The sequence below is a fragment of the Ligilactobacillus sp. MP3 genome (assembly GCF_024436335.1).
Taxonomy (GTDB): Bacteria; Bacillota; Bacilli; order Lactobacillales; family Lactobacillaceae; genus Ligilactobacillus; species Ligilactobacillus salivarius.
Map to the genome: position 1 here is coordinate 178,054 of NZ_JANFQI010000002.1, position 23,381 is coordinate 201,434.

The window sequence follows — 23,381 nt, forward strand, 5'->3', positions numbered from 1 at the left end:
AGTGGGAGATATGAGTTCTTTTGCTCCTTTTTAAGTAGATTTTAAAAGGAGTGATGTTGATGAATTTGGGTGATTCAGTCGGAGTTTTACGAGGTGTTGGTCCTAAGAAAATACAGGCTCTTAATAAATTAGGAGTTAATACGATTGAAGATTTATTGACATTCTATCCTTTTAGATATAATGATATTGCGGTCAAAAATTTAGAAGAGATAAATAGTCAAGAAAAAGTTACACTAAAAGGCATAGTGGCATCTGAACCTGTTTTAGTAAGATTTGGTAGAAAAAAGAGTAGGTTAAATTTTAAGTTATTAATTAATCATGACGTGATTGGTGTAACGTTTTTTAATCAACCATGGATATCAAAACAGGTAACTACAGGACAAGAGCTAGCTGTATATGGCAAATATGATGCTTTGAGGCAAAGTTTATCTGGCATAAAGATAATCTCTAGAAAGACTAATGATTTTGTGGGAGTATATCGTTCGTCTAAAGATATCAAGGAAAGTGTAGTTAAGCAATTAGTAAAACAAGCATATGATGAATATAATTCCTATATTAGAGATGTTGTTCCTGAAAGTATTCGTATAAAATATCATTTAGAGAATAGAAAGCAAATGATTCATGATATGCATTTTCCTTCGACGAAAAAGGAGGCAGATTTGGCTAGAAGAAGTGCAATATTTGATGAATTTTTTAGTTTTGAAGCTGGTCTTCAACTTTTAAAAAGGGATAATCATAAAAATATGGGGTTGAGGATTAAGTATAATAATGAAAAATTGAAAGAGTTCATTAAAGGATTGCCTTTTGAATTAACGAAAGCACAAAAAAGAGTAGTAAATGAAATTTGTGCAGATATGTTAAGTTCAAATCATATGAATAGATTGCTACAAGGTGATGTTGGATCCGGTAAGACTATTATTGCTGCAATTGCTATGTATGCTACAGTAACTGCAGGTTTTCAAGCAGTATTAATGGCTCCGACGGAAATATTAGCTCAGCAACACGCAGAAAAATTAGCTAATTTATTTGAGCAATATGGGATAAGTGTAGCTTTAATGACAAGTTCTTCATTGAGCAGAGTAAAAGTTAAGAGAGAATTATTAAAGCATTTAAAAAATGGTGATATTGATATTGTCATTGGAACACATGCTGTTATCCAAGATAATATTGAATTTCACAATTTAGGATTAGCTATTACTGATGAACAACACAGATTTGGTGTTAATCAGAGAAGAATTTTAAGGAAAAAAGGAGTTAATCCTGAAATTTTAGCTATGACTGCTACTCCTATCCCTCGTACATTAGCAATCACTACGTACGGTGAGATGGATGTGTCTATAATAGATGAGCTTCCAAAAGGGAGACAACCTGTTAAAACAAGCTGGGTTAAGAAGAAACAAGTAAAAAATGTATTTGAATTTGTTAAAAGGCAGCTCGAATTAGGAACACAAGCCTATATTATTTCCCCTTTAGTAGAAGAATCTGAATTATTAGATTTACAAAATGCAGAAGAAGTTTTTGAGAAGGCAAAAGAATACTTTGGTTCTGAAAAAGTAGCATTATTACATGGAAAGATGGATGCTAATGAAAAAGAGCAGGCCATGCAAGCTTTTAAAAATAAGGAGGTTTCCATCCTTGTTTCTACGACTGTTATTGAGGTAGGGGTAGATGTTCCTAATGCTACTGTAATGATCATTTTGGATGCAGATAGATTTGGTCTAGCCCAATTACACCAACTTCGTGGAAGGGTAGGACGTGGTAGTAAGGAATCATATTGTATTTTAGTGGCAGATCCTAAGAGTGAGTATGGTAAAGAACGTATGAAAATAATGACGGAAACTAATGATGGATTCTTAATTTCGCAAAAAGATTTAGAATTGCGAGGTCCTGGTGAAGTTCTAGGGAAAAAGCAGTCAGGTTTACCTGAATTTAAAGTGGGGGATCCAGTAGTAAATTTGAATATATTACAAGTTGCTCAAGAGGAAGCACATAATGTTGTTTTTAGTCCTAATTTTGAAACAAAGGAAGAGAATTTTGAATTAATCAAGCATTTGAATAGACAGTTTGCCCAAGAGGAAATTATTGATTAGGAGATGGTAAAGATGAAAAAAATTGCTGTTGACGCTATGGGTGGAGATTTTGCACCACAAAGTGTAGTTGAGGGTGTAGAAAAGGCGAGAAATAAATATCCGGATCTCAGATTTATGTTATTTGGTGATGAACAGAAGATAAGAAAAATTCTAACAAGTGATAAAAATATTGAAATTATCCAAACTACTGAAGTTATTGACATGAATGATGAGCCAGTTAAAGCAATTAGAAGAAAAAAAGATTCTTCTTTAGTTAGAGCAGCATATGCTGTAAAAGAAGGAAAGGCTGATGCATTATTTTCTTGTGGAAATACAGGAGCATTATTAGCGGCTGGTTTATTAATTGTTGGTAGAATAAAAGGAATTGCTCGTCCAGGATTACTGTCGACTCTACCAGTATTAACTAAAGAAGGTGGAGCATTTAATCTTTTGGATAGTGGAGCTAATGCTGATAATAAGCCAGAACAGCTATATCAATATGCTTTATTGGGAAAATATTATGCTGAAAGTGTTAGAAATATTAAAAATCCAAGAATAGGTTTGTTAAATAATGGAACTGAGCCACACAAGGGAAGTAAATTAACACTTGAAGCACATAATTTAATAGCAGCTGATAGTAGTATTAATTTTGTTGGTAATGTAGAATCAAAGGATATTTTGAAAGGTGTTTGCGATGTAGTAGTAGCAGATGGCTTTACTGGTAATGCAGTCTTGAAGGCTATAGAAGGTACAGCCGGTACAGCTATGCATCTCTTAAAAGATACTATAATGTCAGCTGGTCTACTAGGAAAAATTGGTGGTTTATTATTAAAACCAAGTATTATGAAGATTCGTAATAAAATGAGTGCATCTCAATATGGTGGTGCAGTATTATTGGGAGCTAAGGCCCCAGTTGTAAAGGCTCATGGTGCATCAGATGCAGAAACAGTATATTATACAGTTAAACAAATCAATGATATGCTAGAAAATGATATGTTATCGAAATTTACAGATTATTTTAACAAGAATGTATAATTCTAAACTAAGCTAGACATTTAATAGTAAAATTAGTAAACTACAAGTAGTAAAAAATTTGAAAGAAGGCAAATTTATGTCAGAAAAAGAGATATTTGAAAAAATTTCTGAGATTATTGAGGATAGATTTGAAATAAAAGCAGATGAAATTACAGAAAATTTAAATTTTCAAGAAGATTTAGATGCAGATTCAATTGATATCGTGGAATTTGTCCTTGAATTGGAAGATGTATTTGGTGCAGAAATTCCAGATGAGGATGCTGAAAATATTCATACTGTTGGTGATGCTGTTAAATATATATATAGTCATCAAGGATAATTTAAGATGGAAGCTGGCACATATAGCCGGCTTTTTTGGTATAATAAATAAGTCATAGTTGTTTTGAATTTTTTATTCTCCACTGTATAATGATTGATTACTTTATATAACGGAAAATATGAAATTTATTAATTTTATTAAGGAGAGGTATTAATGATTGAAGGATTACAAGAAATGTTAAAAAGAGATTTTGATATCACTTTTAAAGATGTAGACTTATTGGATGCGGCATTTACTCATGCATCGTATGTAAATGAAACTCCAGAAAGAAAGAAAAAGTTAAAATATTATGAAAGAATAGAATTTTTGGGTGATGCTGTAATGCAGTTATGCGTGTCCGAATATATTTATGAACATTATCCAGAAATGCCTGAAGGAAAAATGTCAAGACTAAGGGCGGCTATGGTAAGAGCTGATAGTTTTAGTAAATTTGCTATTGAATGCCATTTTAATGAGTATATTAGATTAGGTAAAGGTGAAGAAAAAGGAAATGCTCGTCAGCGTCCAAGTTTGTTATGTGATATTTTTGAATCATTTATAGGTGCTTTATATTTAGATCAAGGAAAAGATGAAGTTGCAAGATTTATTTCTAAGGTTATTTTTCCAAAATTAGAATTGGGTTGGTTTGACCATATGATGGATAATAAGACTGAATTACAGGAAGTCTTGCAACAAAACGGGGAATGTAAAATTAAATATAATGAAGTTAATGTTACAGGTCCGGATAATGAACGTGTCTATACAATGAATGTAGTTGTTAATAATGAAGTCATGGGCGAAGGTACTGGACGTACTAAAAAGGCTGCCGAACAGATGGCAGCATATCAAGCTTTAAAGAAACTCAGAAAGTAGGAGTTTGTATACAGATGAAAATAAAATCACTTACTTTAAATGGTTTTAAGTCTTTTGCAAATAAAACAATTATAAATTTTCAAGATGGATTAACTGGAATTGTTGGCCCGAATGGTAGTGGAAAGAGTAATATTACAGAGGCGTTACGTTGGGTTTTAGGTGAACAGTCAGTTAAAAATTTGCGTGGTAGTAAAATGCCGGACATTATTTTTGCCGGCTCAGATACACGTGCAGCTTTAAATAGAGCAGAAGTGACATTAGTTCTTGATAATGAAGATGGATATCTATATAATCAGCCAAATGAAATAAGAATTACAAGAAGAATCTTTCGTTCGGGTGATAGTGAATTCTTCATAAACGAAAAGAAAGTCAGGTTGAAAGATGTCGTAGATTTATTTATCGACACAGGGTTAGGAAGAGAATCGTTTTCGATTATATCTCAAGGAAGAGTAGAGTCTATTTTTAATAGCAAACCTCAAGATAGACGTATTTTAATTGAAGAGGTTGCTGGAGTCTTAAAATATAAAAAAGAAAAGAAAAAAGCAGAAAGTGAACTTGTTGAAACAACTGAGCATTTAAAGAGAGTAGCAGATATACTATCTGAGTTAAGTAGGCAGCGTGATCCCTTAGCTCAACAAGCTAGTAAGGCAAAAGATTATTTAAGTCAAAAAGAACAATATGATTTATTAAATAGAGATAGATTAGTCTTAGAAATCACACAAAAAAGTTCGGAAAAAGAGCAAAAAGAATCGGAATTACAAAAAGTTATAAAAATTTTATCTGACAAAGAAAGAATGACTTCTGAACAGAGTAAACAGGTAGAAGTATTACATTCTAGACAAAAGAAATTAGAGAGTTTAATTGACAATGAACAAAATGAATTGACGGAACTTGTAAGACAAGAAGAAAAAATATCTGGACAACAAAATATGTCTAGACAAGAAGAAAAATTTCAAAAGGAAAGATTATCTGAACTTCAAGAGCAATATAGTGCTAATCTAGATAATTTGACTGAAATTCGAACTGGAAAACAATCTGTTAAAGAAAAAATAGCTAATTTGGAAGATGACAGAGAAAAACTATCTAAAAAAATATTAGAGTTAGAAAAAATAATAGATAATGTAAAAGAACCAGAAGAAATTCTAGAAAAACTAAAAAGTGAATTAAATCGAAAGATACAAGAGAAGAATTTAGTCAATAATAGTAATAATTATATTGAGCAAGAGTTAGAAGAAAAAAGTCAGAATCAAGCTGAGACTAATAAGAATATTCAAATTATAACGAATGAAAAAAATAAATTAAAACTACAGCTAGATGAATTAAAAACTACTCTTAATAATAAAGATAATAAGTATCAAGAAATAGTTACTACTTTAAAAGAACTTAAAATTAAGGAAGTCGAACTATCTAAAAAGGATAGTGAGTTAAAAAATAATAGAAATAAGGCATGGGATATTTATCAACGTGCACAGACTAAATTAGAGACACTAAAAAGTATTTCAGATAGTTATACAGGATATTATCAAGGTGCTAGAGAAGTACTAAAAGAACGTAAAAATATATCTGGTATTATCGGATCTGTAGCAGAAGAATTTGTAATTCCTAAAGAATATGCTCAGGCGATGGAAGTAGCTTTAGGTGGACACTTACAAGATATTATTGTTACAGACGAAAATGTAGCTAAAAAAGTTATACAGCATCTGACTCATAACAGGCTAGGTAGGGCAACATTTTTACCACAAAAAACAGTTAAAGCTAGAATGCTGAATAAACAATATAGAGTAACTTTAGAATCATTAGATGGCTATGTTGGTATTGCAAGCGAGCTTGTTAAAGTATCTAAGGAAAATTTAAAAGTGAGTCAAAATTTATTAGGAACAACAGTAATCGCTAAAAATATAGATTTTGCTACTGAAATTGCAAAAAAATTAAATTATGGTGTAAGAATTGTTTCGTTAAATGGTGATGTAGTAAATCCTGGTGGTGCTATAACAGGTGGTGCTACAAGGCAAAAGAAGTCAGGTCTGTTAGAACAAAAATTACAAATTGAAGATTTGCAATCCGATATCGAAGTAATGAAGAAAAAATTAGAAGGTATGGAAATCTATTGGGGAAAGGTTCACGAAGAATATAAAAAAATTCAAGATAAGATCGATACCCTTCAAGTTAAAAAGAATAGATTGCAAACTGATAGAGATAAATATCGTAGAAAATTCGAACTTATTAAGATAGAAAATGAGCACCAATCGATTAAACTAAAAGAGTTAAAGGAAAGTAGTAAGTATACAAATATAGAGATACTTTCTCAAAATCTTGAAGAAAATAAAGAAAAACTACACTCTTTAACAAAAGAAATAGATAGTTTAGAGCAGCTAATTACTCAAAAAGCGAAAGCTGAAGAACATAATTCTTATAGTATAGAAAAGCAACGTGAAGAGATTAGCAGTTATAAGCAACGAGAGGCAGTTATAATTGAACAATTAAGAGGATTAAAACTCCAGTTGCAAGAATTAATGACACAAGAAGAAAATATTTCTGAATTACTAAAGAAACAGCAAGATGCTATTGCGAAAATAAAAAATAAAGAAAAAATTGCTTTAAGTGCCAAAGAAGATATTAAGGATAAACAAGAGTATATAAGAAATACGATTGACAGCATAAAGAAGAAATTAAAAGATGCACAGGAAGAAAGAAAGCAATTACACATAGAAGTAAAAGAAGCTGAGGAACAATTAACAAGAACTAACGAACTTCAGCGCTCAGCTTATGAGGAACAAAAAAGGTTAAGTATACGTATAAGTCAATGTGATACTATTTTGGATAGGAATCTAAAAGATTTATCAGAAAATTATGGGGTGACTTTTGAAGAAGTAGAGCATCAAATTTCTGAAAAAGACTTGAACACTATTGAAAAGAAACTTAAGTTATTAAAATTAGGATTAGATGAATTAGGTGTAGTAAATATAGGTGCTATTTCTGAATATGAAAGAGTTAATGAACGTTATGAGTTTTTAAATAGCCAACAGAATGACTTACTATCGGCAAAAGAACAGTTAGAAGTAAGTATGAATGAAATGGACTTAGAAGTTAAGAATAGATTCCAAAAAACATTTGAACAAGTGTCGAAAGCTTTCAGTGAGGTATTTCCAATAATGTTCTCTGGTGGATATGCAAAACTAAGCTTAACTAATCCTGAAAATATTTTAGAAACAGGAATTGAGATAATGGCACAACCACCGGGCAAAAAATTACAGCAATTAAGTTTACTTTCTGGTGGAGAAAGAGCATTGACGGCCATTACCTTATTATTTGCTATTTTAAAAGTGCGACCTGTACCATTTGTAATTTTAGATGAAGCGGAAGCAGCCTTAGATGATACAAATGTAGCTAGATACGCACAGTATTTACAAAAATTTGATAATGAAACACAATTTATAGTGATAACTCATAGAAAAGGAACGATGATAAACGCAGATGTTCTTTATGGGGTAACTATGCAAGAATCAGGGGTTTCACAAATAGTATCTGTGGCTCTTGATGATATTGATTAAGGAGAGGTAATATGGGACTTTTTGATAGAATAAGAAAAGCTTTTTCTAGTCAAGATGATGAAGAAAAAATAAAACAAGAAACTGTTGATAACGATGAAGAGAGTATGCAGAGCGAAGAAAACTCATCTGATTCAGATAGTAATGTAGTTTCTGAAGAAAAAACAAGTGAAGATGTTGACCAAAGTGTTGATTCACAAGAAAAAAATAGTGATGAATCTGAAGAAGATAATGATGAAATCTTAGATTCAAACGGAGATAATAGCGAATTTGTTGAAGAAGAGAATTCGAATGATTCAAGTGAACAAAATGATAGCTTGAAAGTTGAAGAAAAAGTCTCAAGTGATGAAGAAGAGCGCTATGACAAAGGGTTAGAAAAGTCACGAAAAGGTTTTGGCGCAATGATAAATTCATTATTAGCTAATTTTAGACATGTAGATGAAGATTTCTTTGAAGAATTAGAAGAAACTTTAATAGAAGCAGATGTAGGCTTTGAAACAGCTATGAAGATTAGCGATGAATTAAGACAAGAAGTTAAATTGAGAAATGCAAAAAAGAAAAATGAGATTTCTGATGCAATTATTGAAAAGCTTGTTGAAATTTACGAAAACGAAGGAAAAGAGGAAGATAATAATTTACACTTTTCTAGCGAGGGACCAACAGTTTTTCTTTTCGTGGGTGTTAATGGTGTGGGTAAGACAACAACTATTGGTAAACTAGCCCATCGTTATAAAATGGAAGGAAAAAAAGTAATGCTAGCTGCAGCAGATACTTTCCGTGCTGGGGCAATTGAACAGTTAGCTGAATGGGGACGACGTGTAGGTGTAACAGTTGTAAAAAAAGTTGAAAAGAGTGATCCTGCTGCTGTAGTATTTGATGCAGTAAAGAAAGCTAAAGAAGAAGACTATGACATTTTATTAGTTGATACTGCTGGTCGTTTACAGAATAAAGTTAACTTAATGAAAGAATTAGAAAAGATTGCTAGAGTTATAACAAGAGAAATTCCAGATGCACCACATGAAGTTTTATTGGCTTTAGATGCTACAACAGGACAAAATGCTTTAACACAAGCAAAGCAATTTAAAGATGTTACTAATGTTACAGGGATAGTTCTAACTAAATTAGATGGAACTGCTAAAGGTGGTATTGTACTTGCAATAAGAAATGAATTACACTTACCTGTAAAATTAGTGGGATTAGGTGAAAAAATGGATGATTTACGTGATTTCAGTCCAGAAGAATATGTCGTAGGATTATTCAAAGGATTAGTTACTCCAAGTAAATAGTAAGTAGGTGAAAATATAGTGGCGATTGAAAAAACTAATAGAATTAATGCTTTATTTGATTTTTATGAACCATTGCTAACGCCTAAACAAATGACCTACATAGGATTGTATTATCGAGATGACTATTCTTTAGGTGAAATTGCTGAAAATTATGAAGTTTCAAGGCAAGCTGTATATGATAATATAAGAAGAACAGAAAAGATATTAGAAGAGTACGAGAGTAAATTACATTTATATAGGAACTTCCAACTACAAAGTGAAGAACTAGATAATTTATTGAAGTATGTTGAAGAAAATTATGCATATGACAAAGAATTATTAACGAGAATTAATCGTTTAGAAAGTTTAGAAGAATAAAGGTAGGTGGCCATTGTGGCATTTGAAGGTTTAACAGAACGTTTACAAAACGCAATTGGGAAACTTAGACGAAAAGGTAAAATTAGTGAATCTGATGTCAAGGAAGTTATGCGAGAAATTCGTTTAGCTTTACTTGAAGCCGATGTAAATTTTAAAGTTGTTAAAGATTTTGTAAAGACCGTTAGAAGTAGAGCTATTGGGGCAGAAGTATTAGAAAGTCTTACACCCGCACAACAAATTGTAAAGATTGTTAATGAAGAATTAGTGAAAGTTATGGGTGAGGAAGCCGCTCCCCTAAATAAATCAGCTAAAATTCCAACAATTATTATGATGGTAGGTTTACAGGGTGCTGGTAAGACAACTACAGCTTCAAAGTTAGCAAATAAGTTAAAAAAAGAAAAAAATGCACGACCTTTTATGATTGCAGCTGACGTATATAGACCTGCTGCTATTGACCAATTGAAAATATTAGGAAAAGATATTGATGTTCCTGTATTTTCATTAGGTGTTGATGTTGATCCAGTAGAGATTGTACGACAAGGTCTTGAAGAAGCTAAAGACAAGAAAAATGATTACGTTATTATCGATACCGCTGGTCGTTTACAAATTGATGAAAAGTTAATGCAGGAGTTATCTAGTATTAAAGAATTAGCACAGCCAGATGAAATTCTATTAACAGTTGATGCGATGACTGGTCAGAATGCGGTTGAAGTTGCTAAAGGTTTTAATGATCAACTTGATGTAACAGGGGTTGTTCTAACTAAGCTAGATGGTGATACTCGTGGTGGGGCTGCACTTTCAATAAGAGCTGTTACTGGAAAACCAATTAAATTTATTGGTCAGGGTGAAAAAATGACGGATTTAGATGTATTTTATCCTGACAGAATGGCTTCTCGTATTCTTGGAATGGGTGATATGCTTACCTTAATTGAGAAGGCACAGCAAGAATATGATCAAAAACAAGCAGAAGAACTTGCAGAAAAGATGAGAGAGAACAATTTTGATTTTAATGATTTCTTGATTCAGATGGAACAAGTTCAAAATATGGGACCGATGGAAGATATTATAAAGATGATTCCAGGAATGGCTAACAATCCTGCACTGAAGAATTTGAAAGTAGACCCTAAGGACATTGAACATACTAAAGCGATAGTATACTCAATGACACCACAAGAAAGAGAAAATCCAGATTTATTGAATCCTAGTCGTCGTCGCCGTATAGCTGCTGGATCTGGTAGACCAATCCAGGAAGTTAATCGCATGATAAAGCAGTTTAAGCAAATGCAAGATATGATGAAAAAGATGTCAAATGGTAACTTCTCAGGTATGGAAGGCCTTTTAGGTGGAGGTATGCAAGGTAAGTTGGCTAAGATGTCAATGAATAGAATGATTAGAAAAAATAAGAAATTAAAGCAAAAGAAGCTTAAAAAACTACTTAAAAGAAAAGGGAAATAAAAAAATTTAGTCTGTCAAGAAATTTTCCTTTACACCAGACAAAATAACTGGTATATTATTAAACGTTGAGATAATAATAGGAGGTGGAAATTTAATGTCAGTAAAGATTCGTTTAAAGCGTATGGGTTCTAAGAAGCGTCCTTTCTACCGTATCGTTGTGGCAGACTCACGTTCTCCACGTGATGGTCGTTTCATCGAAACAGTTGGTACTTACAACCCATTAACAGATCCAGAAACAGTTACTCTTAAAGAAGAAAAGGTTATGAACTGGTTAAACAATGGTGCTCAACCATCTGATACAGTACGTAACATTCTTTCACGTAACGGTGTTATGAAGAAATTCCATGAAGCTAAATTTTCTAAGAAATAAGGTTAAGAAATGACAGAAACAGATGTTAAACAATTAATTCTAACGATTGTTCAACCTTTAGTTGCTGAGCCTGATGAGGTTAAAATAGAAACTGAACAGGATGATTATTTTTTAAACTTTAATTTAAGTGTTTCAAAAGAAGATGTTGGTCGTGTGATTGGTAAACATGGAAGAATAGCTCAGGCTATTAGAAATATTGTTTACGGCATTAGACTTGATAATAATCTTAAAGTACGCTTAAATATCGTGGATTGATTAGTATAAAGTTAAGAAACCTCAAAATAAGGAGTGTACATACCTTGTTTTGAGGTTTTTATTAATTTTTAAGGAGATGAGTTAATGAATTATTATGAAGTTGGAAAAATTGTAAATACACATGGTATTAAAGGTGAACTAAAAATTATTAGTAAGACGGACTTTCCTGAAGACAGATTTAAGCCAGGAAACATATTATACATTAGAGATAATGGAAAGATTAATAGTTATGAAATTAAAAGTCATAGAACCCATAAACAATTTGAAATGATAACTTTTAAAGGGTTGGAAAATATTAATCTAGTAGAAAATTTAAAGGGAAAGACACTAGAAATTTCTGAAGAACAGCAAGAAAGTTTATCTGATGGTAATTATTATCATCATCAAATTATAGGTTTAGATGTCTTTAGTGAGGATAATAACTATATAGGAGTAATAAAAGAAATAATGTCTCCTGGAGCTAATGATGTTTGGGTAGTCAAACGTAAGGGATCAAGTGATCTTTTATTACCAGCTATTAAAGATGTAATTAAAAAAATTAATTTAGAACAAAATAAAGTGATTATTGAATTATTAGATGGGTTGGATTAAAAATGAAGATAGATATTTTAAGTTTATTTCCAGAAATGTTTGGCCCTTTGACAGAATCAATTGTTGGTAAAGCAGTAGAAAAAGATATTTTAGACATAGAAGTAACAAATTTTAGGGATTTTACTACTAATAAACAAAATCATGTAGATGATTATCCATACGGTGGAGGAGCTGGAATGCTGTTGCAAGCACAGCCAATCTATGATGCTTTAGATAATATTGAAGAGAAAAATGGTAACTTAGGTAGAGTTATTTTACTTGATCCAGCTGGAAGAAAATTTGATCAGAGTGTTGCTGAAGAGCTATCTAAAGAAGATCATTTAACTTTTATATGTGGGCATTATGAAGGATATGATGAGAGAATACGAGCAAAGGTTACAGATGAAATTTCATTAGGTGATTTTGTCCTTACTGGTGGCGAACTCGGTGCAATGGTAGTTATTGATGCTACCGTAAGATTGTTACCAGATGTCTTGGGAAACAATGAATCGGCTTCAGGTGATTCTTTTTCAATGGGATTGTTGGAATATCCTCAATATACAAGACCATCTAATTTTAGAGGGATGGAAGTCCCAGAAGTTTTATTGAGTGGGAATCATCAAAAGATTGCTGAATGGAGAAAAAAAGAATCTTTAAGGAGAACTTATCAAAGAAGACCAGATTTGCTGGAAAATTATGAATTTTCTGATAAGGAAAAAGAATGGTTAAGAGAATTTGAACGGGATAAGGATGTGGAAATTCATGGAAAAGGCTAAAATTAGATTGATTAATTTAAATGATGCTGAAAGAATTTTGCAAATTTATCGCCCATATGTGGAAAATACAGCTATTACTTTTGAATATACGGTGCCAACATTAGAAGAGTTTAAAAACAGGATAGCTAGTATAGTAAAAAAGTATCCTTATATAGTAGCAGAAATAGATGGTAAAATTATGGGATATGCCTATGCTAACACTTTTAAAAATAGAGAAGCGTATGATTGGTCCGTAGAAACATCTATATATGTTGATGAAAATAGTAGAGGTAAAGGGTTAGGTTTGCAATTATATAAAGTTTTGGAGAATCTTTTAAAGAAGCAAGGTATTTTAAATGTAAATGCTTGTATAACTAATCCAAGTGAAGAAAGCAAGTATGTAACCAAAGGAAGTATCTTATTTCATGAAAAATTAGGCTACAGACATGTAGGAACCTTCCATAACAGTGGATATAAATTTGATGAATGGTTTGATATGAGTTGGATGGAAAAATCTTTAGGAGAACATAATCTTAATCCTGGAAAAGTGATAGAAATTTCTAAATTATTGGAAAAATTTACTTTTGAGGAGTTAATATCTTGAATAAGAAAACATTTTTGAAAAAAATAATGCAAAAGCAAAATCCTAAACTATATGCAGCGAAAGATTCAAAATTAAGTCCTAGTTTAAGAACTCTAGATTTAATTGGTTTGGGAACTGGAATGGTAGTAGGTACTGCCATATTCACTTTACCAGGTATTGTAGCTGCTGAATATACAGGTCCTGCTGTTCCGTTGGCATTTATTATAGGAGCAATAGGTGCTGGACTTTCGGCACTTGCTTATGCCGAGATGGCTTCTGTTTTGCCATTTGCTGGATCTGCTTTTTCATGGATAAGCGTACTCTTTGGGGAATTCTTTGGCTGGATTGCAGGCTGGGCGTTATTAGCAGAATATTTTATTTCTGTAGCGTTTGTTGCTTCAGGTTGGTCTGCTTATATGCAAGGATTTTTAAAAAGTATGGGTATTTATTTGCCAGTAGCTCTTAGTGGGGGATTTAATCCTAATACTGGACAGATTTTTGACGTTTTAGCGGCTTTTGCAATTTTGTTAGTTACTGTCTTATTGTCAAAAGGTGTAAAGCAAGTTGCTAGGATAGAAAATGGAATAGTAATGCTAAAATTAATAGTAATTATTATTTTTATTGCAGTGGGAGCAACGGCTATCCATCCTGATAATTATGTTCCATTTATTCCTGCTCATAAAGCTGGAACTCATTTTGGTGGCTTAATGGGTATTTTAGCAGGTGCATCACAAATATTCATTGCTTATGTTGGTTTTGATGCTATTGCAGCAAATACAGCTGAAACTATTAATCCACAGAAAACAATGCCTAAGGGATTATTAGGGACTCTATTTTTAGGAACAGGATTTTTTGTACTAGTTTCCCTAGTATTAGTCGGAATGTTTAAGTATAGTATTTATGCTGGTAATGCTGAACCAGCGGCTTTTGCATTAAGAAAAGCAGGACATTATTTTACAGCAAATTTATTATCTCTGGTAGCTATAATAGGTATATTTTCTGCTTTAATAGGTATTTTATTGGCTTCATCTAGGTTAATTTATTCATTTGGTAGAGACGGGCTTTTATCTCCAAAATTAGGGAAAATTAATACTAAACATGTTCCTAAGAATGCTTTATGGTCAATTTCATTAGGTGCATTAATATTAGCTTCCTTTTTTCCATTCGATTTTCTTGCAACATTAGTATCAGCGGGAACTTTAGTGGCATTTATTTTTGTTTCAATAGGGATTTATGCTCTGAGAAAGAGAGAAGGAATTGATCTACCTGAAGCTAAATTTAAAATGCCAGGATATCCTTTGTTACCAGCTATTTCGGCACTAGTGTCAATTATAATATTTTGGAATTTAAATATTGATGCAAAACTACTAATGTTGGTTTGGTTTATAATAGGTATTATTATTTATTTTGTATATGGAATGCATCATTCAAATTTGAATAAAAAATAAAATTGGTCCTTTACTTTTATAGTAAATTATGGTATTTTATTAATTGGCTTATTTGCCATATAATAACGATATTCCGCTGCAACTGGACATGAATGTCGGTGAAAGGAAAGATTTTAATGTCAGTAAATCCATTAATCGCAAAGATTACGGAATCTCAATTACGTAATGATATTCCAGATTTCCGTGCTGGTGATTCAGTACGTGTTCATGCTCGAATCGTTGAAGGTTCACGTGAACGTATCCAAATTTTTGAAGGTGTAGTTATTAAGCGTCGTGGTGAAGGTATCAGTGAAACATATACTGTTCGTAAGATTAGTAACGGTATTGGTGTTGAACGTACTTTCCCATTACATACACCACGTGTTGATAAAATTGAAGTTACTCGTCACGGTCGTGTACGTCGTGCTAAGTTATACTACTTACGTGCATTACACGGTAAGGCAGCTCGTATCCCAGAACGTCGCCGTGGCTAAAAACGTTAGAAACCTTGCTGTTGCAGGGTTTCTTTTTTTATACCCTTTAATAACGAATGATAAAATTATTAAAAAATAAGCCGAAGGGGGCAATTTGGGGGTAAACTATAAAAAATTAAGCTTGCTCTGAGTTGTTGCTCCTTTTACTTTCTGTGATGAAATATAATGTTGAAAGTTTATTACTATATAAATAAAATTGAAAATATCAGTAATAAAATTACTAAGATTGACATTTACAATCTTCTAAAAGAAAAAACTGGCGAACCAAAAAATTCGGTTCGCCAGTTTTTTAAGTCAATTATTTAGCTAAACGAGCAGCCATGCGTGACTTATCACGAGCAGCTTTGTTTGCTTTAATTAAACCTTTAGATTGTGCTTTGTCGATAGCAGAAACTGCCTCGTTGAAAAGTTGTTCAACGTTGTCAGCACCAGCAGTTTTAGCTTTTTCAAATTTCTTAACAGCAGTACGCATCTTACTTAATTGAGATGAGTTCTTTGCATTAGCTTTTTCAGTTGTTTTAACACGTTTAATAGCAGATTTGATAATTGGCATGAATTTTTCACCTCCGATTTATAGCTTCTAATAAAGACAAGCTAATTTTTCAACATTTATCATTATACAAGAGCGTTCAAAACAATGCAATAAAAAAATACGTAGATGTCAAGAAAAATTCCTTGACATACTAATATAATAAATAATTTTTTAGAAGATAGCTTGTAAGTATTGCATTTTTAATAAATATCTTGTAAACTATTCTAGTATGTTGAATACAAATATGACCTTTTTACTGAGTTTGGCGGGTCACCGTCGTCTTATCTCGGATTAAGGCAACTATTATGAAAGGTGGGAAATACATTGGCTATTTCACAAGAAAAGAAAAACGAAATTATGAAGAAGTATGCTCGTCATGAAGGAGATACAGGTTCTGCAGAAGTACAAATTGCAGTTTTAACAGCTGATATTAACGAATTGAACGATCATATCAAAGCTCACAAGAAGGATTATGCTTCTTACCGTGGTTTGATGAAGAAGATTGGTCATCGTCGTAACCTTTTAGCATACTTACGTAACACAGATGTACAACGTTACCGTGAACTTGTTAAGAGTTTAGGCTTACGTCGTTAATTTTTGAAAGTAATTGCATACTCTATAGAGCTAGTAGTTTTATACTGGCTCTTTTTTTTTATACGTCACGATATATAAAGTATGCTATAATTAACTATTAGAATATTAAAGAACGAATGAAAATTGGAGTGAGATTTTATCATGAATTTTAGAAATGCTCATATTTTGACTGCGATGGTTACACCTTTTGATGATGAAGGTAACTATAGTTCTAAAAGAACAAAAAATCTTATTAATTACTTGCTTGATAATGGTACAGAAGGTCTTCTTGTTTCAGGAACAACTGGTGAAGCACCAACTTTAAGTGAAGACGAAAAATTACAATTGATAAAAGATTCTGTGAAATTTATTGATGGTAGAGTACCATTAATGGTGGGAACTGGATCAAATAATACACAACAAACAATAGATTATACTAATAAAGTGGCTGATATTGATGGTGTTGATGCTGCTTTAGTTGTGGTACCTTATTATAATAAACCTAATCAAAAGGGTATGATTGCTCATTTTAGAAAAGTCGCAGACTATAGTAATTTACCTATTATAATCTATAACATTCCTGGAAGAACAGGAGTAACCATGGAAGTTGATACTATTATTGAACTTGCTCAACATGATAACATCATAGGTATTAAAGATTGTACGGGTGTCGAAAATATAGCTAAAATAGTAGAAAATGTTCCAGAAGATTTTCTAGTTTATTCAGGAGAAGATGCTGAAGCACTATCTGCTAGAGTTTTAGGTGGGCAAGGTATTATTTCAGTTGCTAGTCATATCTATGGTGATAATATGAAGACAATGTATTCTAGTTTAGAATCTGGAGACGTGTTCATGGCTGGAAAAATTATGAGAGATTTAATACCAAAGGCTGAAGCACTTTTTTCTTATCCTTCACCTAGTCCAGTTAAAGCTGCTTTGAATAAAATTGGTTATAACGTTGGAGGATGCCGTTTACCTATTGTTTCACTTGATAAGAACGAAGAAAATGAATTATTTAAAAAATTAAAAATTTAATAATTAAGAGGTGGAAATATGAGTGATATAAAAATCATCTCGCTAGGTGGGGTACGTGAAAATGCCAAAAACATGTATGCTGTCGAAGTTGATGATGAAATATTTATTTTAGACTGTGGATTAAAGTATCCAGAAAATGAACTATTAGGTATAGATTTTGTTATTCCTGATTTTTCATATTTAAGAGAGAATTCACGTAAAATAGTGGGTGTTTTCTTAACACACGGTCATGCAGATGCCATAGGAGCACTACCATATTTTGTTAGTGAATTTGATGTGCCAGTTTTTGGATCAGAATTAACAATTGAACTAGCTAAAATTGCATGTGAAAATGAAGAAGATGCTAGAAAATTCGATGATTTTCATGTAATTGATGAGAGTACAGAAATAGATTTTGAAAATGCAACGATATCATTTTTTCAAACTACACATTCTATTCCAGAGTCTTTGGGTGTGGTTATTAAAACAGAAAATGGAAATGTTGTTTATACTGGAGACTTTAAATTTGATCAGTCTGCAGAAAAAGGTTATCGAACAGATTATGCAAGATTAACTGAAATTGGTCGTGAAGGTGTGCTAGCTTTATTAAGTGAGTCAGCCAATGCTGAAAATCCTAGAGAAACAGTTAATGAGCGAGCAATATATGATTTTATTAGTGAAAATTTTGAATACCGTAAAGGAAGAATTATTGTAGCTTGCGTAGCTTCAAATATTTTACGAGTACAACAAATTTTTAATGCAGCTGCAGCTAATAATAGAAAAGTGGCTCTTACTGGACATGATGTAGAAAAAGTTGTTAAAACTGCAATGCGTTTAAATAAATTAGTATTACCGGAAGAGGATTTACTCATACCTATTAAAAAAATTAACGACTACAATGATGATGAAATTGTAATTCTTGAAACTGGACGTTCTGGAGAACCATTAAAATCATTGCAAAAAATGTCTATGGGTAGACATAGATTTATCAATCTACATGAAGGAGATTTGGTATTTATTACAACTACTCCATCTCATGCTATGGAAACTAAGGTTGCAAGAACTAGAGACATGATATATCGCTCAGGAGCAGACGTTAAAGCTATTTTTGATGAATTAAATTCTTCAGGTCATGCAAGTAAGAATGATTTGCAGTTAATGATGAACTTGGTAAAACCACGTTACGTCATTCCTGTTCAAGGTGAATATAGAATGTTGTCTGCGCATGCAGAATTAGCTAGAGAACTAGGGATTCCTAGTGAAAATATCTTTTTACTCAAAAAAGGTGATGTCTTAGAATATAAGAAAGATGAGATGACAATTTCATCAAGTGTAGAAGTAGGCAACACTATGATTGATGGAACTGGTGTTGGAGATATTGGAAATATTGTTTTGAGAGATAGAAAAATCTTATCAGAAGATGGAATTTTTATTGCTGTGGTTACTATTGATCGTAAAAAGAGGAAGATTGTTGATACTCCTAAAATAACATCTCGTGGTTTCGTATATATTAAAACAAGTAAAGATTTGATGGTTGAAAGTAGGGATATTGTAGCTAAGATTGTTCAAAGAGATTTGGATAACAAGGAATTTGACTGGAGCCAATTAAAACAAGATATTCGAGAAAATTTGAATAATTTCTTGTATGAGCAAACAAAGCGTCATCCAGTTATTTTACCAGTAATTATGGAAATAAATCAAAATAATCATTTTTCTAAGAAGAAAAAGAAAGGTTAATATTAAAAGTCGTTGAACAAATCTTCAACGACTTTTTTATAAGGTGATAATTTGAGTGAATTATATTTTCAAGCTGAAGAAGCATATAAAAATAAAGATTATACAAAAGCAAGAAAATTACTAGAAAAAGAGTATCTAGAAAAGAAAACATTTAGGACAAATTATTTTTTATTTTTAGTATTTCTTAAAATAGAGGACTATATTGCTGCATATGAAACAGCAAACGAATATATAAGACAGTATATTATTGACAATGAGAAATTCAAGAAGTATCAAAAAGCAACAATTTTTGCAGGGATGAATGTAAAATTGCAAGAGTTATCAAATAATATATTTGAATATACAACAGAAAGTGAACAAAAAGAATTTGATAAGAATCAGCAAACACTATTAACAGATTACTTAAATAAGAATTCAAAACTTGAGCTAATAAAACAGCTAAGTTATCTAGGTGTTTTTCCTCTATTTCAACAAAGAAAAATACTGAAAGATGCCTATGGATTAAGTGTAGATGATTTCTTCATAAATACTAAAAAAATATTAATAGATTCCAACATACATCCACTTTTAAAAAGTAACATACTAGATGATTATAGAAAATTAAATTTAGAAGAAACAGTACAATATACAGATTATAAAAATACTGTCAAAATATTAGATGTAAGAAAATTGAAAGAAATAGAAGAATATAAAATTTATAAAAAAATCTATAAAGAATTTAAACAATTACCAATGGATGACTTTGAGAAAGATTTGAAATGGAAGGAGATAGTTTTAAAGTTAATGGTGCTGTATCCATTCAATGATATTGAACAGAATTTAGAACAAAACTTAATATATATATTACTATGTAATGATGAGTTTAAAGTTCTAAATGAACAGGAACTGGCTTTTTCGAAGAAATTAGAAGACTACATCGAACAATGGAATAATCTGTGAATCAACTAATTATGTATACATTATCAAAATAGATGAAAATAAAGTATGCAAAAAGATTGCATATTTTATTGTGTGATGATAAACTCATAACGTTTGATAAGTATGACTGAAAGTTTTTTAGGAATAGTAATAATACTTATCGAATGCTGGAGTTTGTAACAATGAATTATTTTCAAAAAAATTATAATTTTTTTGTTTACAAAATCATTCTATATATATATAATATTTAGAGAATTCTTCTTTAATAGATATCACACTTGGTTTTCTTTTAGAGAAGTAGTATAATAAAAACAAAGGTTTATCGTATTATACGATATTTCTTGCAAATTTTTAGGAGGTTTTCTTTAATGGCTAAAGAACATTACGAAAGAACAAAACCCCATGTAAACATCGGTACAATCGGACACGTTGACCATGGGAAAACAACTTTAACAGCAGCAATTACAAAGGTTTTAGCTGAAAAAGGTTTGGCTGAAGCTTCTGACTACGCTTCTATTGACGCTGCTCCAGAAGAACGTGAACGTGGTATTACAATCAACACAGCTCACGTTGAATATGAAACAGAAAAGCGTCACTATGCACATATCGATGCTCCAGGACATGCTGACTACGTTAAGAACATGATCACTGGTGCTGCACAAATGGATGGTGCTATCTTAGTTGTTGCTGCTACTGATGGTCCTATGCCACAAACTCGTGAACACATCTTACTTGCTCGTCAAGTTGGTGTTGAATACATTGTTGTATTCTTAAACAAGTGCGACTTGGTTGACGATGACGAATTACTTGACTTAGTTGAAATGGAAGTTCGTGATTTATTATCTGAATATGACTTCCCTGGTGACGATATTCCTGTTATTCGTGGTTCCGCTTTGAAGGCTCTTGAAGGCGACAAAGATGCTGAAGCACAAATCATGGAATTAATGGACACAGTTGACGAATACATTCCAACTCCACAACGTCCTACAGATAAGCCATTCTTAATGCCTGTTGAAGATGTATTTACAATCACAGGTCGTGGTACTGTTGCTTCTGGTCGTATCGATCGTGGTACAGTTAAAGTTGGTGACGAAGTTGAAATCGTTGGTTTGAAGGATGACATTGTTAAGACAACTGTTACTGGTGTTGAAATGTTCCGTAAGACACTTGACGAAGGTGAAGCTGGCGATAACATCGGTGCTTTACTTCGTGGTGTTGACCGTACACAAGTTGAACGTGGACAAGTTTTGGCTAAGCCAGGTTCAATCCAAACTCACAAGAAATTCAAAGGTGAAGTTTACGTATTGACAAAGGACGAAGGTGGTCGTCATACACCATTCTTCTCTAACTATCGTCCACAATTCTACTTCCACACAACAGACGTTACTGGTGTTATCGAATTACCAGAAGGTGTAGAAATGGTTATGCCTGGTGATAACGTAACATTTACAGTAGAATTGATTGCTCCAGTTGCTATTGAAAAAGGTCTTAAGTTCACAGTTCGTGAAGGTGGCCGTACAGTTGGTGCTGGTGTGGTTTCTGAAATCGACGACTAATAAGATTTCACGTAATGTTGACATTTTGTTAACTTTCAAGAAAGAGGGTTGGTTTTCCAACCTTCTTTTTTTGTGTAAAAAGATGTATTTACTAACTTTTTTACACTCTAAACATTTACAATTTTGATTATCTACGTTAAAATTAATAGGTATGCAATTACTAAGTAATTATTAAAAATAATTATTCGGAGGGAATAAGATGTCTATAAAGTGGGAAAAGAAAGACGGAACAAACGAAGGTAAATTAACTTTTGAAATTGCTCCAGAAAAAATTAAAGAAGGCTTGAATTCTGCTTTCAATCGTGTAAAGAAATCTTTAAATGTACCTGGATTTAGAAAGGGTAAAGTTCCTCGCCAAATCTTCAACAAGATGTATGGTGAAGAAGCATTATATCAAGAAGCTTTAAATGATTTATTACCTGAAGCATATTCAAATGCTGTTAAAGAAGCAGATATCAATCCAGTTGATCAACCACAAATTGATGTTGAATCAATGGAATCAGATGCTGCATGGGTATTAACTGCAAAAGTTACTGTTGAACCTGAAGTTGAATTAGGTCAATATAAAGATTTAGAAGTTACAAAGCACCCAACACGTGTTTTGAAAGCTGATATTGAAAATGAATTGAATAGATTACAACAACAAGAAGCAGAATTAGTTCTTAAAGAAGATGAACCAGCAGAACAAGGTGACACTGTTGTTATTGATTTTGAAGGTAAGATCGATGGAGAAGCTTTTGATGGTGGAAAAGGTGAAAACCATTCTCTTGAATTAGGTTCTGGTCAATTTATTCCAGGTTTTGAAGATCAATTAGTAGGTCACAAAGCTGGTGAAGAAGTTGCTGTAACTGTAACATTCCCAGAAGATTATCAAGCAAAAGATCTAGCTGGTAAAGAAGCTGTTTTTGATACAAAGATTCATGAAGTAAAGACAAAAGAATTACCAGAACTAGATGATGAATTTGCAAAAGATGTTGATGAAGATGTTGCAACTCTTGAAGAATTAAAGGCAAAAATTAAAGATCGTTTGAAAGATCAAAAAGTTGCTGAAGCTAAAGCTGCAATTCAAGAAGAAGCACTTGATATTGCTGTAGAAAATGCAACAATTGGTGAAATTCCAGCTGTTATGATTGAGGACGACGTACATCGTCAAATGGATAACTTCTTAGCAGGTATGCAAAATCAAGGTATCAGTGCTGATATGTATTACCAATTAACAGGTACATCAGCAGATGATTTGCACAAACAATTTGAAGAAGGTGCTGAAAAGCGCGTTAAAACAAATCTTGTTCTTGAAGCAATTGTTAAGACTGAAAAGATTGAACCATCTGAAGATGAAATCAATGCTGAAATTAAGAGTTTAGCTGAACAATATCAAATGGATGAAGCAGCAGTTCGTTCTGCTTTATCTGATGACATGTTGAAGCATGATATTGCAGTTAGAAAAGTAGTTGATGAAATTGCTGATTCTGCAAAGCAAACTCGTGATGCTAAAAAGGATGAAGAATAATTAAGACTTCCTTAGTGATTTTCTGTAGGTGAAAGTATAACTTTTACAGAACTAATTAGTTATAGAAGTGCTGATGGATGAAAATCTATTGGCACTTTTTTTATTAATAATTAAGATAAGTAGCTTTTAAGTCGTGTTAATGGCGTTTAGCACTATTGTTTGCTAA

22 protein-coding genes are annotated in these 23,381 nt (G+C 32.2%); 21 read left to right on the top strand and 1 reads right to left on the bottom strand.

All coding sequences use genetic code 11. The features are described 5' to 3' along the window. The first annotated feature begins 53 nt into the window (after positions 1–53). The 15 genes from recG (at position 54) to rplS (ending at position 15,375) form a co-directional block, all read left to right on the top strand. Positions 54–2,090 (top strand): ATP-dependent DNA helicase RecG, encoded by a 2,037-nt coding sequence (gene recG / locus NOU10_RS02525; protein WP_255905908.1) that lies wholly within the window; start codon positions 54–56, stop codon positions 2,088–2,090. A gap of 12 nt (positions 2,091–2,102) precedes the next feature. Continuing rightward, positions 2,103–3,104, top strand: coding sequence for a phosphate acyltransferase PlsX (gene plsX / locus NOU10_RS02530; protein WP_081540694.1), 1,002 nt, complete (start codon positions 2,103–2,105; stop codon positions 3,102–3,104). A 76-nt stretch (positions 3,105–3,180) separates the two neighbouring features. Continuing rightward, the gene (gene acpP, locus NOU10_RS02535; protein ID WP_003699980.1) at positions 3,181–3,423 is read left to right on the top strand and encodes an acyl carrier protein; all 243 of its coding nucleotides are present in this window, start codon (positions 3,181–3,183) and stop codon (positions 3,421–3,423) included. 153 nt (positions 3,424–3,576) lie between these two features. After that, a complete protein-coding gene (gene rnc, locus NOU10_RS02540) occupies positions 3,577–4,275 on the top strand; it encodes a ribonuclease III (RefSeq protein WP_255905909.1) in 699 nt (232 codons plus the stop codon). 14 nt (positions 4,276–4,289) lie between these two features. After that, positions 4,290–7,826 carry a chromosome segregation protein SMC gene (smc, locus tag NOU10_RS02545; protein ID WP_255905910.1) on the top strand — a complete coding sequence of 1,179 codons (3,537 nt, stop codon included), beginning with the start codon at positions 4,290–4,292 and terminating at the stop codon, positions 7,824–7,826. Positions 7,827–7,837: 11 nt separating this feature from the next. Then, entirely contained in the window at positions 7,838–9,109 is a 1,272-nt protein-coding gene (ftsY, locus tag NOU10_RS02550) for a signal recognition particle-docking protein FtsY (RefSeq protein WP_255905911.1), read from the top strand. A gap of 18 nt (positions 9,110–9,127) precedes the next feature. Further along, positions 9,128–9,466 (top strand): putative DNA-binding protein, encoded by a 339-nt coding sequence (locus tag NOU10_RS02555; RefSeq protein WP_003699985.1) that lies wholly within the window; start codon positions 9,128–9,130, stop codon positions 9,464–9,466. A 15-nt stretch (positions 9,467–9,481) separates the two neighbouring features. Continuing rightward, positions 9,482–10,921 carry a signal recognition particle protein gene (gene ffh, locus NOU10_RS02560; RefSeq protein ID WP_003707969.1) on the top strand — a complete coding sequence of 480 codons (1,440 nt, stop codon included), beginning with the start codon at positions 9,482–9,484 and terminating at the stop codon, positions 10,919–10,921. 94 nt (positions 10,922–11,015) lie between these two features. Beyond that, positions 11,016–11,291, top strand: coding sequence for a 30S ribosomal protein S16 (gene rpsP / locus NOU10_RS02565; RefSeq protein WP_003699989.1), 276 nt, complete (start codon positions 11,016–11,018; stop codon positions 11,289–11,291). Between the two features lie 9 nt (positions 11,292–11,300). Beyond that, complete coding sequence (locus NOU10_RS02570; protein WP_003699990.1) at positions 11,301–11,546, top strand: KH domain-containing protein; 246 nt, start codon at positions 11,301–11,303, stop codon at positions 11,544–11,546. A gap of 84 nt (positions 11,547–11,630) precedes the next feature. Next, positions 11,631–12,137 (top strand): ribosome maturation factor RimM, encoded by a 507-nt coding sequence (gene rimM / locus NOU10_RS02575; RefSeq protein ID WP_255905913.1) that lies wholly within the window; start codon positions 11,631–11,633, stop codon positions 12,135–12,137. 2 nt (positions 12,138–12,139) lie between these two features. Then, positions 12,140–12,892 (top strand): tRNA (guanosine(37)-N1)-methyltransferase TrmD, encoded by a 753-nt coding sequence (trmD, locus tag NOU10_RS02580; protein ID WP_003705998.1) that lies wholly within the window; start codon positions 12,140–12,142, stop codon positions 12,890–12,892. Next, complete coding sequence (locus tag NOU10_RS02585; RefSeq protein WP_255905914.1) at positions 12,879–13,475, top strand: GNAT family N-acetyltransferase; 597 nt, start codon at positions 12,879–12,881, stop codon at positions 13,473–13,475. Before trmD ends, NOU10_RS02585 begins: the two co-directional genes overlap by 14 nt. Beyond that, the gene (locus NOU10_RS02590) at positions 13,472–14,902 is read left to right on the top strand and encodes an APC family permease (RefSeq protein ID WP_255905915.1); all 1,431 of its coding nucleotides are present in this window, start codon (positions 13,472–13,474) and stop codon (positions 14,900–14,902) included. The genes NOU10_RS02585 and NOU10_RS02590 overlap by 4 nt, the downstream gene beginning before the upstream one ends. 116 nt (positions 14,903–15,018) lie before the next feature. Next, complete coding sequence (rplS, locus tag NOU10_RS02595; protein WP_003701743.1) at positions 15,019–15,375, top strand: 50S ribosomal protein L19; 357 nt, start codon at positions 15,019–15,021, stop codon at positions 15,373–15,375. A 298-nt stretch (positions 15,376–15,673) separates the two neighbouring features. Here rplS and rpsT read toward each other — a convergent pair whose 3' ends face one another. Further along, the gene (rpsT, locus tag NOU10_RS02600) at positions 15,674–15,928 is read right to left on the bottom strand and encodes a 30S ribosomal protein S20 (RefSeq protein ID WP_003699999.1); all 255 of its coding nucleotides are present in this window, start codon (positions 15,926–15,928) and stop codon (positions 15,674–15,676) included. A gap of 303 nt (positions 15,929–16,231) precedes the next feature. Between rpsT and rpsO the strand changes: the two genes are divergently transcribed. The 6 genes from rpsO (at position 16,232) to tig (ending at position 23,215) form a co-directional block, all read left to right on the top strand. Further along, complete coding sequence (gene rpsO, locus NOU10_RS02605) at positions 16,232–16,501, top strand: 30S ribosomal protein S15 (protein WP_003701713.1); 270 nt, start codon at positions 16,232–16,234, stop codon at positions 16,499–16,501. Positions 16,502–16,642: 141 nt separating this feature from the next. Beyond that, entirely contained in the window at positions 16,643–17,515 is an 873-nt protein-coding gene (dapA, locus tag NOU10_RS02610) for a 4-hydroxy-tetrahydrodipicolinate synthase (RefSeq protein WP_255820458.1), read from the top strand. Positions 17,516–17,533: 18 nt separating this feature from the next. Then, positions 17,534–19,231: a ribonuclease J gene (locus NOU10_RS02615; protein WP_255905916.1), complete on the top strand. Its 1,698-nt coding sequence runs from the start codon at positions 17,534–17,536 to the stop codon at positions 19,229–19,231. A gap of 51 nt (positions 19,232–19,282) precedes the next feature. Then, positions 19,283–20,170 carry an outer membrane protein assembly factor BamD gene (locus NOU10_RS02620; protein ID WP_255905917.1) on the top strand — a complete coding sequence of 296 codons (888 nt, stop codon included), beginning with the start codon at positions 19,283–19,285 and terminating at the stop codon, positions 20,168–20,170. Positions 20,171–20,517: 347 nt separating this feature from the next. Continuing rightward, the gene (gene tuf / locus NOU10_RS02625; RefSeq protein WP_003706071.1) at positions 20,518–21,705 is read left to right on the top strand and encodes an elongation factor Tu; all 1,188 of its coding nucleotides are present in this window, start codon (positions 20,518–20,520) and stop codon (positions 21,703–21,705) included. Between the two features lie 199 nt (positions 21,706–21,904). Further along, positions 21,905–23,215 carry a trigger factor gene (tig, locus tag NOU10_RS02630; protein WP_255905918.1) on the top strand — a complete coding sequence of 437 codons (1,311 nt, stop codon included), beginning with the start codon at positions 21,905–21,907 and terminating at the stop codon, positions 23,213–23,215. The last annotated feature ends 166 nt before the right edge of the window (positions 23,216–23,381 follow it).

Bases quoted from the DNA above. Each gene is read 5' to 3' on its own strand.
- recG (WP_255905908.1), top strand. From the start codon at position 54: ATGTTGATGAATTTGGGTGATTCAGTCGGAGTTTTACGAGGTGTTGGT.
- plsX (WP_081540694.1), top strand. From the start codon at position 2,103: ATGAAAAAAATTGCTGTTGACGCTATGGGTGGAGATTTTGCACCACAA.
- acpP (WP_003699980.1), top strand. From the start codon at position 3,181: ATGTCAGAAAAAGAGATATTTGAAAAAATTTCTGAGATTATTGAGGAT.
- rnc (WP_255905909.1), top strand. From the start codon at position 3,577: ATGATTGAAGGATTACAAGAAATGTTAAAAAGAGATTTTGATATCACT.
- smc (WP_255905910.1), top strand. From the start codon at position 4,290: ATGAAAATAAAATCACTTACTTTAAATGGTTTTAAGTCTTTTGCAAAT.
- ftsY (WP_255905911.1), top strand. From the start codon at position 7,838: ATGGGACTTTTTGATAGAATAAGAAAAGCTTTTTCTAGTCAAGATGAT.
- rpsP (WP_003699989.1), top strand. From the start codon at position 11,016: ATGTCAGTAAAGATTCGTTTAAAGCGTATGGGTTCTAAGAAGCGTCCT.
- NOU10_RS02570 (WP_003699990.1), top strand. From the start codon at position 11,301: ATGACAGAAACAGATGTTAAACAATTAATTCTAACGATTGTTCAACCT.
- rimM (WP_255905913.1), top strand. From the start codon at position 11,631: ATGAATTATTATGAAGTTGGAAAAATTGTAAATACACATGGTATTAAA.
- trmD (WP_003705998.1), top strand. From the start codon at position 12,140: ATGAAGATAGATATTTTAAGTTTATTTCCAGAAATGTTTGGCCCTTTG.
- NOU10_RS02585 (WP_255905914.1), top strand. From the start codon at position 12,879: ATGGAAAAGGCTAAAATTAGATTGATTAATTTAAATGATGCTGAAAGA.
- rplS (WP_003701743.1), top strand. From the start codon at position 15,019: ATGTCAGTAAATCCATTAATCGCAAAGATTACGGAATCTCAATTACGT.
- rpsT (WP_003699999.1), bottom strand. From the start codon at position 15,928: ATGCCAATTATCAAATCTGCTATTAAACGTGTTAAAACAACTGAAAAA.
- dapA (WP_255820458.1), top strand. From the start codon at position 16,643: ATGAATTTTAGAAATGCTCATATTTTGACTGCGATGGTTACACCTTTT.
- NOU10_RS02615 (WP_255905916.1), top strand. From the start codon at position 17,534: ATGAGTGATATAAAAATCATCTCGCTAGGTGGGGTACGTGAAAATGCC.
- tuf (WP_003706071.1), top strand. From the start codon at position 20,518: ATGGCTAAAGAACATTACGAAAGAACAAAACCCCATGTAAACATCGGT.
- tig (WP_255905918.1), top strand. From the start codon at position 21,905: ATGTCTATAAAGTGGGAAAAGAAAGACGGAACAAACGAAGGTAAATTA.